Annotated in this window: 10 protein-coding genes; 6 read left to right on the top strand and 4 right to left on the bottom strand. The window is 59.1% G+C overall.

Annotated features, from left to right (window positions below):
• Positions 1-231 precede the first annotated feature (231 nt).
• On the top strand, positions 232-2,907 hold the full coding sequence (gene clpB / locus GSQ81_RS15675; protein ID WP_158911603.1) for an ATP-dependent chaperone ClpB: 2,676 nt from the start codon (positions 232-234) through the stop codon (positions 2,905-2,907).
• 280 nt (positions 2,908-3,187) lie between these two features.
• Here the strand turns inward: clpB and GSQ81_RS15670 are convergent, their stop codons facing one another.
• The gene (locus tag GSQ81_RS15670; RefSeq protein WP_158911602.1) at positions 3,188-4,411 is read right to left on the bottom strand and encodes an MFS transporter; all 1,224 of its coding nucleotides are present in this window, start codon (positions 4,409-4,411) and stop codon (positions 3,188-3,190) included.
• 379 nt (positions 4,412-4,790) lie between these two features.
• Between GSQ81_RS15670 and GSQ81_RS15665 the strand changes: the two genes are divergently transcribed.
• Complete coding sequence (locus tag GSQ81_RS15665; protein WP_158911601.1) at positions 4,791-6,911, top strand: radical SAM protein; 2,121 nt, start codon at positions 4,791-4,793, stop codon at positions 6,909-6,911.
• A 221-nt stretch (positions 6,912-7,132) separates the two neighbouring features.
• Entirely contained in the window at positions 7,133-8,842 is a 1,710-nt protein-coding gene (locus tag GSQ81_RS15660; protein ID WP_158911600.1) for an NAD(P)/FAD-dependent oxidoreductase, read from the top strand.
• On the opposite strand, the gene GSQ81_RS15655 is transcribed toward GSQ81_RS15660, so the two are convergent.
• Positions 8,821-9,171: a DUF4440 domain-containing protein gene (locus tag GSQ81_RS15655; RefSeq protein WP_158911599.1), complete on the bottom strand. Its 351-nt coding sequence runs from the start codon at positions 9,169-9,171 to the stop codon at positions 8,821-8,823. The two genes, GSQ81_RS15660 and GSQ81_RS15655, sit on opposite strands and share 22 nt — an antisense overlap.
• Before the next feature lie 292 nt (positions 9,172-9,463).
• Positions 9,464-10,498 carry an aldo/keto reductase gene (locus tag GSQ81_RS15650; protein ID WP_158911598.1) on the bottom strand — a complete coding sequence of 345 codons (1,035 nt, stop codon included), beginning with the start codon at positions 10,496-10,498 and terminating at the stop codon, positions 9,464-9,466.
• 221 nt (positions 10,499-10,719) lie between these two features.
• Here GSQ81_RS15650 and GSQ81_RS15645 point away from each other — a divergent pair, with 221 nt between their 5' ends.
• Complete coding sequence (locus tag GSQ81_RS15645; protein ID WP_158911597.1) at positions 10,720-11,238, top strand: PEP-CTERM sorting domain-containing protein; 519 nt, start codon at positions 10,720-10,722, stop codon at positions 11,236-11,238.
• A gap of 63 nt (positions 11,239-11,301) precedes the next feature.
• Here the strand turns inward: GSQ81_RS15645 and GSQ81_RS15640 are convergent, their stop codons facing one another.
• Positions 11,302-13,089: an ATP-dependent DNA ligase gene (locus GSQ81_RS15640; RefSeq protein WP_158911596.1), complete on the bottom strand. Its 1,788-nt coding sequence runs from the start codon at positions 13,087-13,089 to the stop codon at positions 11,302-11,304.
• Positions 13,090-13,362: 273 nt separating this feature from the next.
• Here GSQ81_RS15640 and GSQ81_RS15635 point away from each other — a divergent pair, with 273 nt between their 5' ends.
• A complete protein-coding gene (locus tag GSQ81_RS15635) occupies positions 13,363-13,917 on the top strand; it encodes a PEP-CTERM sorting domain-containing protein (protein ID WP_158911595.1) in 555 nt (184 codons plus the stop codon).
• Between the two features lie 366 nt (positions 13,918-14,283).
• Positions 14,284-15,360 (top strand): peptide chain release factor 1, encoded by a 1,077-nt coding sequence (gene prfA / locus GSQ81_RS15630; protein ID WP_158911594.1) that lies wholly within the window; start codon positions 14,284-14,286, stop codon positions 15,358-15,360.
• The last annotated feature ends 24 nt before the right edge of the window (positions 15,361-15,384 follow it).

Genomic DNA, 15,384 nt, shown 5'->3' with positions numbered 1-15,384 from the left:
CCGTATCAATAGTAAAAAGACCGCGCCCCTCTCTGGCGCGGTCTTTTTTTGCTTCGGCCGAAGGAAAGATGGCTCCTTATATGAGTGTATTGTTATCAGATAATATGAAACTTTTATCGTCTGACGGCGTCTAAATTTTAACAACGAAGACAGGTATAGAGTGGGCCTTCAATCCTTTCATGAGGGCGCGTATTTTTAGGGACAGGTGAATTCGGCACAAGGAGCTGGCGCATGGCAATCAAATGGGACCGGTTGACGGTCAAGTCACAGGAGGCCGTGCAGGCGGCCAGCGGCCACGCCGCGGAAAACGGCAATCCCGAGGTGCTGCCCCTGCACCTGATGGCCGCGCTGCTCGAAGACCGCGAAGGCGTGGTAATTCCGGTGCTGGAAAAGGTAGGCGTGCCGGTCGAGCAGTTGCTCTCGGGCGTCAACTCCGCCATTGCGAAGCTGCCCAAGGTACAGGGCGGAGCGCAGCCGGGCATGAGCGCGGCGCTGCAAAAAGTGCTGGAGCAGGCCTTCAAAGAGGCCGAAAATTTCAAGGACGACTACGTCTCCACCGAGCATATTTTGCTTGCGCTCTCGCAGCAAAAGGGGGACGCGGTGCAGACCGCGTTGGCCGCTCTGGGAGGAACGCATGACGCAATCCTCAAGGCTTTGAGTGCCGTGCGCGGCTCGCAGCGAGTCACCGACCAGACCCCCGAAGGCAAGTTTCAGGCTCTCGAAAAATATGCCAAAGACCTTACCGATCTGGCCCGTCGCGGCAAGCTCGACCCGGTCATCGGCCGCGACGAGGAGATTCGCCGCGTCGTGCAGGTGCTCTCTCGCCGGACGAAAAATAATCCTGTGCTCATCGGCGAACCGGGCGTGGGTAAAACCGCGATTGTAGAAGGGCTGGCACGCAGGATCTTCCTCGGCGACGTTCCTGAAATTCTGAAGAACAAGCGTGTCTGTGCACTCGATCTGGGAGCGATGATCGCCGGGGCAAAGTTCCGCGGCGAATTCGAAGATCGCCTGAAGGCTGTGCTCAAGGAGATCGAAGAGTCGAACGGCGAGGTCATCCTGTTCATTGACGAGTTGCACACGCTGGTCGGTGCGGGTGCGGCTGAAGGCGCAATGGACGCCTCAAACATGCTGAAGCCGGCGCTGGCTCGTGGCGGATTGCGTGCCATTGGAGCGACAACGCTCAACGAATATCGCAAGTACATTGAAAAGGATGCGGCGCTGGAGCGGCGTTTTCAGGTGGTCTACGTCGGCGAGCCTAACGTCGAGGACACGATAGCCATTCTGCGTGGCCTGAAGGAGAAGTACGAGGCGCATCACAAGGTGCGCATCAAGGACTCGGCCATTGTGGCGGCGGCGACGCTGTCGCATCGCTATATCTCTGACCGCTTTCTGCCGGACAAGGCCATCGATCTGGTCGATGAAGCTGCTGCTGCGCTGGCGATCCAGATTGGCTCCGTACCGGTTGAGATCGACGATCTGGAGCGGCGCGGGACTTCGCTCGAGATCGAGCGAGCAGCACTGAAGCGCGAGACCGACCCCGGCTCCAAGGAGCGCCTCGAAATCGTGGAGCGCGAGCTGGCCGAGGTGAAAGAAAAGGCCGCCGGGCTGCGCGCGCGCTGGCAGACCGAGCGCGGCGCCATTGGCCGCATCGCCGAGCTGAAAGAGAAGCTGGAGTCGCTGCGCTTCCAGGCTGGCGAGGAGACCCGCAAGGGTAATCTTCAGCGCGCCGCCGAGCTTCAGTATGGCGAGATTCCCAAGATGGAAGCCGAGCTGAAGACGCTGACGGACGCAGCAGATGATAGTGAAAAAGCAGATTCCTCCGCTTCGCTACGAAATGACAAAGAAGCCCCGCGGAATGACAAAAAAATCCCGAGGATGTTGAAAGAAGAGGTAGACGAAGAGGACATTGCGCGGGTGGTCTCCAAGTGGACCGGCATTCCGATCAACAAGATGCTTGAGGGCGAGATGCAGAAGCTGGTGCAGATGGAAGACCGTTTGCGCGAGCGCGTCGTCGGACAGGATGAGGCTCTGAGCGCAGTGGCGAACGCCATTCGTCGCAGCCGCGCCGGATTGAGCGATCCAAAGCGGCCTATTGGCTCCTTTATTTTTCTAGGGCCAACTGGCGTCGGCAAGACAGAGACAGCCCGTGCACTGGCCGAATTCCTTTTCGACGACGAAGCAGCTATGGTGCGCATCGACATGAGCGAGTACATGGAGAAACACGCCGTGGCTCGTCTGATCGGCGCGCCTCCGGGCTACGTCGGCTACGACGAGGGTGGCCAGTTGACCGAAGCCGTGCGGCGGCGGCCATATGCCGTCGTGCTCTTCGACGAGATCGAGAAGGCGCATCCGGATGTGTTCAACGTGCTGCTGCAAGTGCTCGATGACGGCAGGCTGACCGACTCGAAGGGGCGCACGGTCGACTTCAAGAACACCGTGCTCATCATGACCTCGAACGTCGGTGCGGCGCAGTTGTCGACGGCCTGGGCCTCGGGAGAAGAGGGCTTTGAAGAGGCCAGGGGCCGCGTGATGGATGCGCTGCGCCAACACTTCCGTCCGGAGTTCCTGAACCGCGTGGACGATATCGTCGTCTTCCGTCCGCTGGGCGACGAACAGTTGACCCACATCGTCGATCTGCGGCTGAAAGATTTGCAGGCGCTGCTGGCCGACCGCAAGATTACGCTAGAACTGACGGACAAGGCACGCCACGCTATCTTCACCGCGGGATACGACCGCGCCTACGGGGCACGCCCCTTGAAGAGGGCGATCCAGCGAATGGTACAGGACAAGCTGGCCGTCAAGATCCTCGACGGCAGCGTGTTGCACGGCGACCACGTTGTGGTCGATGCCGGAAAAGATGGTCTCACCTTTACGGTCAAGGGCCGCAAGGCGGAAGCGGTATAAGTCGCCTTTGAATAGCGTCCTGATTTTGGGTCTCTTTCGAAGACATTCGGAGGAGACCTTTTTGTTTGGGGATTTCTAACCTTGGAAACAGGTGGGAGCAAAGACGAGATACAGGGGTCTTTGAGTTTAGAGCGGTTCTTCTCCAGATGTCGTTTGGTGATTCGGGCAAAACGCAGATTCCCTTCGGGAAGGACAAACAAGGACAAACAAGGACAAACAAAGGAAGCTACACCTGAGAGGAGATAGCTATAGAAGGCTTTTTAGAGCTTCTGGACAGCTTCTACGCAGGATGCCCCAGCGCGACCTCTTCTACCGTCGCTCGCCGCAGATAGCGCCGTACTAGAAATAGAAGCGGTATCGCCGCCGCAAGGCTGGCCAGCCCATCGGTCAGCAGCAACCCGCGCACGCCGAAGTGTCGGTAGCCAAGCCCATCCATCGCCGTCATAAAGACGATCGCGCCATTAGTCGAAGCCGAGAACAGGCCAAGCTGCGTGCTCGCCACCGGACTGCGATGCCCTACCAGTTGCAGGCACAACGAAGTGAACGCCGCATAGCTGACACCCGCGATGCCGTTGTAGGCCAGCGCCAGCCAGATGAAGTTAGCCGGTACATGGGGCAGAAACGCGACGACCAGAGCGCACAAGGCCCCCACAATGCCTGAGAGAAGGTAGACATAGCCGCGGTTGAACCGGTGCGACGCCCATCCCCCGACCAGCGAGCCTATCGACGCGCTGATCGCGCATCCCGCGCCCGTCACCAGAATCACCACATGATCGCTGGCATAAAAATCTCTGCCAATGCCGGAGAACAGGTTGATGGCGGCAAGGGAACTGGCCGGGGCAAGAAAAAGCGCGAAGCCAACGAGGCACTCTCTCTGCTTCGTGGCCTGCCATGTGGCCTTCATGGCGTCGGCAAAGATCTGCTTCAGCTTGAACTTCGATTGGTGCGGCAGAGGAAACCACAGCGCAGGCACCAGCCCCAAGATGATCGCGCCCATCAGCCCCAGACCGATCCAGCGGGCATCCACATGAGAGGCCAGCGACATGACGACCAGCGAGCCAAGCGCGCCGCCACCCAGGTTGGCGACGTTCGTCCATCCCCCCACCATGCCGCGCATCCGTTCCGGCACAAACTCCGTCTGCCATCCGAAGAGAGCCGAGCTGAACAGTACAATCGACAACTCTCCCAGCAGCAGTAATATAGTTGCCGCTCCAAGCCTCGCAGGAGAAAGCACCCACAGCCCCGACGCCATGCAGGCAGCGGCAACCAGCGCTGTCAGCCAGCAGTACGCTCTGCGCGTCAGCCCAACGTCGAGGATAGGGTTGAGCAGAAATGCCCAGAAGGTCGGCGTCATTACCGTGGCGCTCATGGCGGCTGCGCGATCGAGGCTGACGCCCATCCTTGTCACCAGAAACGGCAGCGCCGTAATGGTGAAGCCGACAACGATGCCAAACGGAAGCCATGCCAGCCCTATCACCCACGCGGGAGGAACGGGCGGCGTCAACTCCTGGGCCTCGACAAGATTTGGCAGCTTCCACCCCGATTTCGAACTACTAAATCTCGAACTTACAGATACGATTTAGACGGAAGTTGGATTCAAAGGCTTTGCCCGACGGTCACTTTCACTGCTGTAATTCGCCATTCAATGTAAATTATTGCCAATCAGCGCTCAGTTGTTCAAAGTCCGGCGGTAAAAACGTACTCTTGAAAGCGTCGTAACCTATTGTGCCCGTTAGGAAAAGGGACACAAAAAGGGCACCTGGATGTGTACTTCCGCATCCAAAGAAGAGTTAGGTAGGCTGGAAGAAATATTAGTTAGATAGGCTGGAAGAGGCGACGTATATTTTTCCGCTTCAGGCCACACTGTCAGGAGACAGCATTCAATGTCAAAAACGAAGCCATCGAAGTTCTTTGAGAAATCTCTCACGCAGGCAGCGAAAGCCGGTTGGGTAGTCTTCAACAAGCTGAACGCAATCAGCCCCAATGAGAGCTTTACCCCCAGGTGGAGTGACAAGCCGCTGCTCAAGAGCTATCAGAAGGAGAAGCCGCCCCTCGGCTGGCCGCGTACGACTGATTCCCTCTGCCCCCGGTGCATCCCTGAGATCCGCCAGCAGATCGTCGATGGCAAGCTGCCTCACGAGATCCTGCTCAACGAGAAGGTCGGAGAGATCAAGGCGCAGATCATCGAGCGCGACGGCCAGATCCTGATGGTGAAGGACTGCCCCATCCACGGCCACTTTGAAGATGTCATGTCCATCGACACCGCCTTCTTCAAGCACCTCGAAGAGGTCTTCCCGGGCCGCGACATCCGCGCCCACAACGACGAGAAGCTGCACAACCACGGGACGTCAACCGTCACGCACGGCCGCGGTTCGGTGCTCACGATCGACCTGACCAACCGCTGCAACATGATGTGCGACCCCTGCTTCATGGACGCCAACCAGGTCGGCTTTGTCCACGAGCTGACGTGGGACGAGATCAAGACCATGCTCGACAACGCCGTAACCATCAAGCCCAGGCGGCAGATGAGCGTGCAGTTCTCGGGCGGCGAGCCCACCCTGTCGCCGTACTTCCTCGATGCTGTGTCCTACGCCCGCAAGGTCGGCTACACCAGCGTTCAGGCAGCGACCAACGGCATCGAGTTCGCCAAGTCGAAGGAGTTCGCCAAGGCTGCTGCCGATGCGGGCCTCCGCTACGCCTACCTCCAGTTCGACGGTATCGGCAACGCACCAAACTCGCACCGCAAGGTCGGCAACGCGTTCGACGTCAAGCTCCAGGCCATCCACAACCTTCATGAGGCTGGCGTGGACATCGTTCCCGTCACCTGCATCATCAACGGCATCAACAACGAGCAGGTTGGCCGTATCATCGAGTTCGCCCTCGACAATCCGAAGAAGATCAATTTCCTCTCCTTCCAGCCCGTCAGCTTCACCGGCCGTGACGAAGACATCTCAGACGAGCGCCGCCATGCACAGCGTTACACTCTGTCGCACCTCGCCCATGACGTCAAGAACCAGACCGGCCTCGGCGAGCCAACCCGCGACTGGTTCCCCATCTCCTTCATGTCCACCTTCTCCGACTGGGCCGACTTGGTTCACGGACCAGACCGCGACTGGGGCCAGCTCTCCTGCGGTTGCCACCCGAACTGCGGTATCTCAATGGCGCTCATGATCGACAAGGAGACCAAGGAAGCCGTTCCCGTCACCGCCTTCATCAATGCAGACCGTCTCGCCAAGGATGTCGCTCAGATCAACGACGCCTCCCGCGGCAAGTGGCTCTCCATCATCGGCGTTACCCTCGCGCTGCTGCGTAACTACAAGCCCGAGGCGGCACCGACCCACTTCAAGATCAAGGACCTGCTGCAAAAGTTCGACAAGAGCTTCGGCGCAACCGGCAAGGACTACGGAAAGGTCACGGCAGACCGCACGATGGAAGACATCAACCTTCGCCGCTCCGACCGCTGGAACTTCCTCTTCATCGCCGGCATGTGGTTCCAGGACCTCTTCAACTACGACTTCCGCCGTACCGAGCAGTGCATCATCCCCTACGCCACGCAAGAGGGTGAGATCAGCTTCTGCGCCTACAACACCGGCGTCGGCTGGAGAAACATCATCGAGAAGATGCACATGACCTCCACCCTGACAAAGTGGTACGAGGAGCATGGCCGTCACGAGATCTTCGCCGGCGGCAAGAAGGTGGGTCTCGAGAAGGAGTCGAGCTACGACCTCGTGCTCAACGATGCTCACGTCAACGCGGCTGCCAACGACACCTTCGAGAAGTCCGGTGTCGCCAAGAACGCCCGCGAAGAGAAGATCCGGGCGCGCGACGCGAAGATCAAGCAGGACGCCGAGAATGCGAAGATGGCCAAGCTCTACCGCAAGGAAGTGCTAGGCGAGCAGGAAGTCCCGGGCTTCATCTCTCTCGACTCCATCGGCGGCATCAAGCCAGCTCCGTCTAAAGCCGAAGTAGTCAACAGCATCGAAGAGACCGTTGCCGGCGACTAAGGCATTGCAGCCAGCAGACGCGTTTCGCGCAAAACAAAGGAGGCCGCCAGCGATGGCGGCCTTTCCTTTTGCCGGAAAGTCAGAGGCTCTACAGAAACGCAGAAGCCAATCCCGGCCTCATAAAATGTGACCCCGAAAAGACAATGCAGTGACAACCTCTCGGCGGAGATCGTCCAACCTCATATACTCAGGGCCGGAGAGATGGGCGGCATGGCGGTTTGATGGAGAGACGAGCGATTATCATCGGCGCGGGACCAGCGGGGCTGACGGCGGCGCTTGAATTTCTCCGGCGCAGCAATGTGACTCCAATTGTGCTCGAGGCCAGCCATGAGATCGGTGGCCTCTCGCGCACCGTCCGCTACAACGGCAACCGGATGGACATCGGCGGCCACCGCTTCTTTTCGAAGAGCGACCGGGTCATGCAGTGGTGGCTCGACCTGATGCCGCTCGAAGCCGACAGTTCGAGCGCACATACGGTGAGCTATCGGGGGAGACAGCGCGTTGTGGCTGTGCCCGCCCGCTTGGCAGAGGAGCCCGTCCTTCGCGGGGCCGGGCCTTTGATCACGGAGGCCGTCGAAGCTGACGTTGCTTCCTGCGACGAGAGCGGCCACGGTGAAGCGGTAATGACCGTGGCGGCTCCAGCCGATCCCGATCTCGTGATGCTGATTCGCCCGCGGAAGAGCCGGATCTATTATCTGCGGAGGTTCTTCGACTATCCGATCACGCTGACTGGGACGACGCTGAGAAATCTCGGCGCGGTACGGACGATTAAGGTCGGTACCAGTTACATATTTTCGCGCGTGAACCAGATCAAGCCAGAAAAGAGCCTCAGGGATTTCCTTATCAATCGTTTTGGGCGACAGCTCTACTTCACCTTCTTCAAGAGCTACACGGAAAAGGTGTGGGGAACTCCCTGCGAGGAGATCTCGGCAGAGTGGGGAGCGCAGCGGATCAAGGGATTGAACCTTACGACTGCGGTGAAGCATTTTGCAAAGAAGACTTTTGGCCAGAAGAAGAGTGAAGATATCGCGCAGAAAGGAACGGACACCAGCCTGATCGAGCGTTTCCTGTATCCGAAACTCGGGCCGGGTCAGTTATGGGAGCATGTGGCCGATCTCGTTCGCGAGAGAGGCGGAGAGATCCACATGGGCTGGCGAGTGGGCGGCATTCATTGCGAGGGCAGCCGCGTGGTCTCTGTCGATGCGATCAACGACGCGGGCGAGCGACGCACGTTTGCCGGAGACTATTTCTTTTCGACCATGCCCATGCGCGAGCTGGTGCAGGCCATCGACGCTCCCGTGCCGGAGAATGTGCGCGAGGTGAGCGAGGGCTTGCAGTATCGCGACTTTATTACCGTCGGCCTGCTGGTGGAACGGCTGAAGGTGCGGGAAACAGACGGCGGCCTGCTCAAAGACACGTGGATCTATATTCAAGAGCCGGATGTGCTCCTGGGCCGGTTACAAATTTTCAATAATTGGAGCCCTTATCTTGTAGCCGACCCCGATAAGGTCTGGATTGGGCTGGAATACTTCTGCTATGACACGGACGATCTGTGGAAGATGCCGGACGAAGAGTTGAAGCAGTTTGCCATCGCCGAGGTCGCGAAGATCGGCATTCTCAACGCCGAAGACGTTACCGATGGTCATGTCGTTCGAGTGCCGAAGACCTATCCGGCCTACTTCGGGACTTACAACCGGTTCGACGAGCTGCGTTCGTTCACCGATGGATTCGAGAACCTGTTCCTGGTGGGCAGAAACGGAATGCACAAGTACAACAATCAGGACCACAGCATGTTGACCGCGATGATGGCAGTCGACGGAATCATCTCAGGGAATCTCGACAAGGCTGCACTGTGGGAGATCAATACCGAACAGGAACACCACGAAGAAAGGGCGCCGGACGAACAGTATCAGGAGGCGATCGTTCCCTGATGGAAGAGAAGCTGCCAGCGGTTGTCGCGGAAGACCCACAGCGAAGACCGGTGCGAGGTGTGCAGCGTCGTCGTGGCATGGTAGGTGGCGAGCGCGGCGTCCGGAGCAAGCACGGTGACGTAGAAGTGGCTGATGGTGGCGTTGCGCGGCGTGCTCGCCATGAGATCGTCGATGGCCTGCTGGCGGCTGTAGATGCGGCCCGAGCTGCAATACTCCTGAAAGTCCTGGGCAATCAATGGAACAAGGTCGGCACGGTTTTTCTCACGGCTGGGGTGGAAAAGCCGTTCCTCAAGCTTGTGGAGATGCTCCTGTAGTTGTGCTGCGTTCATATGAGTAATATGACGTTACCGCGAAAAGTAAGTTTCAGCCAGCCCCGCGAAAGAGTTAAGGCAAAAACCAGTGCAATTCCGGGAAATCGAGGCCTTGCGTGCCTCGCTTCCCGAGAGTCTGTTTAAAACTTCCTGTCCTGATCGGTTTGCATCGATCAGGAACAGGCAAAAGCAGAAGCAACGGCGCAATACAGGGGTCTCTCCACTGCGCAGCGCACGATGAAACTGTGCGCTGCTTCGGTCGAGATGACGTGCTTTTGTGTTTTCAGAGGAACACGTAAAGCGCTAAATACTAGACGGGTTTAGGGTTGCGCTCCTCAAACTGGCGCTGGTGCCAGTACGGATAAGCCAGAGGAACCTCGCTCGCTGCATCGAGTTTCTGCACCTGTTCCGGGGTGAGCTTCCAGCCGACCGCGCCGAGGTTCGCCCGCAACTGCTCCTCGTTGCGCGCACCGATAATCACGGTCGAGACGGTCGGACGCCCCAGTACCCAGTTCAGGGCGACCTGCGGAACGGTCTTGCCCGTCTCCTTCGCGACCTCGTCAATGGCATCGACGACCTTGTAGAGATACTCCTCAGGAACCTGCGGGCCATTATCGACGACGACCTTGGCGTTCAGGCGGCTGTCCTTCGGGATGCCGGTCTCGCGGCGGATCTTTCCGGTGAGCCGACCCCAGCCGAGCGGCGACCAGACCAGCGCGCCCACACCCTGATCGAGCGCCAGCGGCATCAGCTCCCACTCGTAGTCGCGGCCGACCAACGAGTAGTAGCACTGCTGGCCCACATAACGCGCCCAGCCGTAGCGCTCGCTCACGCTCAGCGACTTCATCAGGTGCCAGCCTGAGAAGTTCGAGCAGGCGATATAACGCACCTTGCCTTCGCGCACGAACTTGTCCAGCGTGTTTAGCGTCTCCTCCACCGGCGTCGTCGCGTCGAAGCCATGCAGATGGTAGACGTCCACATAGTCGGTTCCGAGCCGCTTCAGGCTGCGCTCCAGCGACTGGATGAGGTGGTAGCGGCTCGATCCGACATCGTTCGGACCTTTGCCAAGACGGAAGGTGGCCTTGGTGGAGATGAGCACGTCTTCGCGGTGGTGATGCGCCAGCGACTTGCCCAGCGCCGTCTCGCTACCGCCATCGGAGTAGATGTCGGCGGTGTCGAAGAAGTTCAGCCCCGCATCCATACAGATGCCGACGATGCGGTCGGCCTCGGCCTGCGTCGTCTCCGACCATGCCTTGAAAAACTCGTTGCTCGCGCCAAATGTTCCCGCTCCGAAGCAAAGCTCCGGCACCTTCAATCCTGATTTGCCAAGTGATCTGTATTCCATGGTGCATTGGACGGGTACCACGCCCCAGGAGATGCGGGGTAAGCCATTTTTTCATCCGCACTCCGAACCGTTTTTTGCCTCATTCGTGTGAAATGCTGTGCAATCTTTTGCGAGCAGGCCCCATACCTCACCTATAAATACAACAAAATAAAAGGTTAAAAGTTTGGACATTCACATGCTTATCACAAAGCCGTAATCACTTAAATTTCGGGAGACCCGTTTTGAAGATCAAATTGTTCGTTGTTGCACTGCTTGCCTCTGCCTTTGCTTTTGCTCCTATGGCAAAAGCTGACTCCATTAACTTCGTCTCACAAGTCGGTGATAACTACACCTACGACCTCCAGATCGATAACCATGGAGCAGCGTTTCTTCTCAGCGGCTTCTCGATCGACGGCCTCTCCGGTGTCACCGACGCCACGCTCCAGGGCAAACTCGCACAGGTCTTCGAGCCCCTCGGCGGCATCGCCTTCGACGCGACTGACGTTTATGTCGGAACCGTGTTCGGCGTAACCTTCTCGCGTAACGATACCTACTCGATCGGGACCCTCACCATCACCTCGGCTGCCCTTCCCGGCCTCGCCGACTTCTTCATCAGCGACAGCAATGGTCAATTCTGCGGCACGGTCAACGGTCCTACCGGTTCCGACCCCAGCCCTGTGCCAGAGCCGTCCAGCCTCGTACTGCTTGGCACCGGCCTGCTTGCCGCTGCCGGCGCGACACGTCGCAAGCTGTTCGCGTAAGCTGCGATTCAACCGCTTCACAGAAAAGGGTCGCCCGCGTGGCGGCCTTTTTCTGTGGCTGGATTATTGCTCCATCGGCTTGTCCACCTGCGACTGGTAGACCTCTTCGACCCGCTCGACCGTGTCGATCTCGCTGACCGGTTTATCCGTCCGGATGCGGACGATTCGCGGAAAGCGCAGCGCGAACCCGCTGGCGTGGCGGCTGCTCCGCATGATGTTGTTGAAGGCCACTTCGAGCACCATCAGCGGTTCGACGGTTCGGAAGTAGCCCTGGTCTTCGAGCGTGTGCTCCATCATCCATGCGCTCATCCTGGCGATCTCGGCATCGGTCAGGCCGGAGTAGGCTTTGCCCACATTACGCAGCTCACCGTCGGCTCCGCGCACGGCAAAGGTGTAGTCGCTGAGGATGCCCGCGCGTTTGCCGTGGCCCAGCTCAGCGCCTGTCACCACCACATCGAGCGTGGCCAGCTCGCGCTTCAGCTTCACCCAGGCCAGACCGCGCCGTCCCGGCTGGTACTCCGAGGCAGCAGCCTTCAGCATGACGCCCTCGTTGGCGCGAGCGCGAGCGTCTGCATAAGCACGCTCGATATCTTCTGCCGATTGGACCAGACGCGCAGGCGAGATCATCAGCCGCTCTACACCGTCGCCGTCGGGCTGCTGAAACATCACGGACTGGGCTGAATTTTTGCGCTCATCCACGGTCAGCGGAGAGCGCACCGTTTCGACCAGCCGCTCCACCGCAGCCTCAAGGCGGTTTCGCCGCTCGCTCAACGGCAGGCTCAGCGTCAACTCACCGCCTGCGTACATCAGGTCGAACGCCATGAAAATGACGGGAACCTGCTGCCGCCATTCGTTCGAGACACGCTTCCTTCCGATGCGCTGCCCCAGCACGGCGAACGGCAGAGCACGGCCTGCCTTGAGGTCCCAGCCGAGAATCTCTCCGTCGAAGATCAACGGCTCCTGCACCGAGGCGAACGCCTCTTCAAGATCAGGGAAGCTCTCGGTTACGTCGTCGCGGTTGCGCGAATAGATAGCGACGCGGCCCGGCTGCTCGGCGTCGCCGCAGTGCACCTGCGCCCTCATGCCGTCGTACTTGTCTTCAAGAAACGCTTCGACCGCAGCGGCGTCCTGCTTCCCGGTGAACCGCTCCACGGCCGCTTCCGGCGAATCGACCGGGCTGGCGAGCATGAAGCCGAGCGGATGGAACAGCCGCATCCGCGCCTGTGCCAGCGTTCCCGCAAAGGCCCGCCCTACCGCCGAAGCAAGGTTCGCCTCGAGCATCACCGCATGGCGCACCGCAACCACAGGAGCGGATGCCGCAACGGCAATCGCCTCTTCGACCAGGCTCTGCTTCACGCCGATGCGCATGTCGCCGGACATCAGCTTCAGCAGATACTTTGCTTCGAGCGGCGTAGACCGTCGCAGCAAGCCCTCCACCAGCGCCGCTCGAATTGCCGTCGTCTTCGCTACAGCCATCGCGGCAAACGCCTCAGCCACCTCCTGCAACGTCAGGGAAGGCTTGTGTAGCGCGTTTTCCTGCAGTAGATCGAAGGCCGCGGCGCCCAGATCGCCATGCCGTTTATACGCCGCGGTAAGGGCAGTATTCGCAGCTCCGCTCACCGATAAAAGCGCCTTCGACAACAGCGCGCCCCCGGCATTCAGTTTGCGCGGGTCAGCCTCGGCAAAGGGAGTTCCGGCCAGGTACAGCGCAAACAACCCGGCGTCGTCGCTCTCCGGCGCGGCCGCATGAATTGCCGCAATCGCGTCGGCAATGGCAGCGCGCTTCTTTAAACGCCCCGGCTCACCGCCCAGATACTCCGCCAACTCTGCGATCTCACGAAACAACGCCATCGATCTCGCCCTCGCTCATTTGCTTTTCCATCCATGCAGAGGGATGCCTGCCATGCAGCGTTCGATGCCATAGACTGTCGCGTCAAGGTGGAATCAAGAAGTGCAATTAAATTGCCGCTAACGTGCAAAAAATTGCGGCTTCAGTTTCCTCGCTCTCCATTTTAGGGGCGTTTCAGCTGTTCACAGTGTGGCCGTTGAAATGCAGCTAAGAGTCCTGTAATCAACCTTCAACTTCAGGCTCCTGTAAAAAACTAAAAAAAAAAGGTGGTCTTTATGAAATTGCGCATGATCTCCAAACTATGCCTGCTCGCCGTTTTGAGTCTAGGTATTTCCGTAGTTGCACACGCCGATACCTACACGCTGTCGAACAGTAATGGAGGAGATGGGTACGTCGTCGGCTCAGCGTCGACCTTCCAACTGTTCGGAGCGGACAACGGAGGGCCCAACGGTGGGCTAGCGAACTACACCACATACACCACGACCACCTCCGCGGCGGAGACGGTCGATTTTTCCTGGGCCTACACAACTCTTGATTGCTGCGGCTCGGAATGGGACCCGGCAGGATATGTCCTTAACGGCGTCTACACGCAGTTGAGTACGGACTCTGGCGTTCAAGGCCAGGACAATACCTCAGGGACCCTGAACCTCAATCTCGCAGCAGGCGATGTCTTCGGCTTCTATGTCTATTCTCCTGACAGTGTGGGTGGTCGCGGCGAGATTGCCGTATCATCCGCCTCGGCCGTCACTCCCGAGCCCGAAAGCCTGATTCTGCTCGGCACTGGCCTGATCGGCATGGTGGGCATCGTTCGCCGCCGGCTTACGGCCTGACCGGAAGGCGTCCGAGCAAGCCTCTGTGGCCCCCCGGACGCCGAATCCAATTGAGATAAATGTCCGCCTCGGAGACTGCTGAATCGCCTCCGAGGCGGACGTCTTTGCGACCCCAGCAGCACGATGTCCTCCCCGAACCCGGCGCGGCAGGAGTAACATCTAATATAGACAGAGATGTAGTTGTTCTATCGATCCAATGGACATGAATGCAGCCGCAAATCCGGTGCTCTCCCCCCGCGTGACCGCGTCGCCAGACCGTCACGACTTTGCCTAGCTGCGCCAGCCTGTCAGTAACGCCTCCAAAAAACAACTGCAACGGCAAGAACAACTGCAACTACAAAAGACTTTGCTATAAGGATTTTTTTTATGTTCGATCGCCTCGACCAACTCGAAGCCCGTTATGAAGACCTCGGCCAGCAGATGTCCGATCCCACGCTGGTCAACGACCAGAAGAAGTTCCAGACCGTTGCCAAGGCGCACCGCGATATCGAACCGACCGTCGAAAAGTTTCGCGAGTACCGCAAGGTGAAGGACGGTGTCGCCGAGGCCAAGGCCATGCTCGCCGAGTCGGACGCCGACCTCCGCGCCATGGCGCAGGAAGAGCTGGTTGCGCTCGAACCCCGCCTCGCGCAGGTGGAGGAAGAGCTGAAGGTTCTTCTTCTGCCTAAAGACCCCAACGACGACAAAAACATCATCATCGAACTGCGCGCCGGGACCGGCGGCGACGAGGCTGCTATCTTCGTCTCCGAGATGTTCCGCATGTACCTACGCTTTGCCGAGCAGCACAGGTGGAAGGTCGAGGTGCTCTCCACCTCCGAGACCGGCATCGGCGGCGGCATGAAGGAAGTCACCGCGATCTTCGAGGGCGATAAGGTCTACTCGCAGATGAAGTACGAGTCCGGCGTCCACCGCGTCCAGCGCGTTCCGGCGACGGAGACGCAGGGCCGCGTCCACACCTCGGCCATCACCGTGGCCGTGCTGCCCGAGGCCGAAGAGGTCGACATCAAGATCGAAGCCAAGGACCTGCGTATCGATACCTTCTGCTCCTCCGGCCCCGGCGGCCAGTCGGTCAACACGACTTACTCCGCCGTGCGCATCACGCATATCCCGACCAACACGGTCGTGAGCTGCCAGGACGAGAAATCGCAGATCAAGAACCGCGAGAAGGGCATGCGCGTGCTGCGCGCCCGTCTGTACGAGGTCGAGGCCGAGCGCATCCACCAGCTTCAGGCCAAGGACCGCAAGCAGCAGGTAGGCTCCGGCGACCGCAGCGAGAAGATCCGCACCTACAACTTCCCACAGAACCGGCTCACCGACCACCGCATCGGCCTGACCAACCACCAGCTCAACATGGTGATGGAAGGTCTGCTGCAGCCGACGGTCGATGCCCTGATCGCGCACTACACTGCCGAAAAGCTGAAGGCGGAAGCCGAAGCAGCTTAACAGAAGCTCTTCGACTTCCTGTTT

The organism is Granulicella sp. L56, from assembly GCF_009765835.1.
Classification (GTDB): Bacteria; Acidobacteriota; Terriglobia; order Terriglobales; family Acidobacteriaceae; genus Edaphobacter.
Note: the sequence above shows the minus strand (reverse complement) of the source record. Positions and strands in the feature narration are given on the sequence as shown.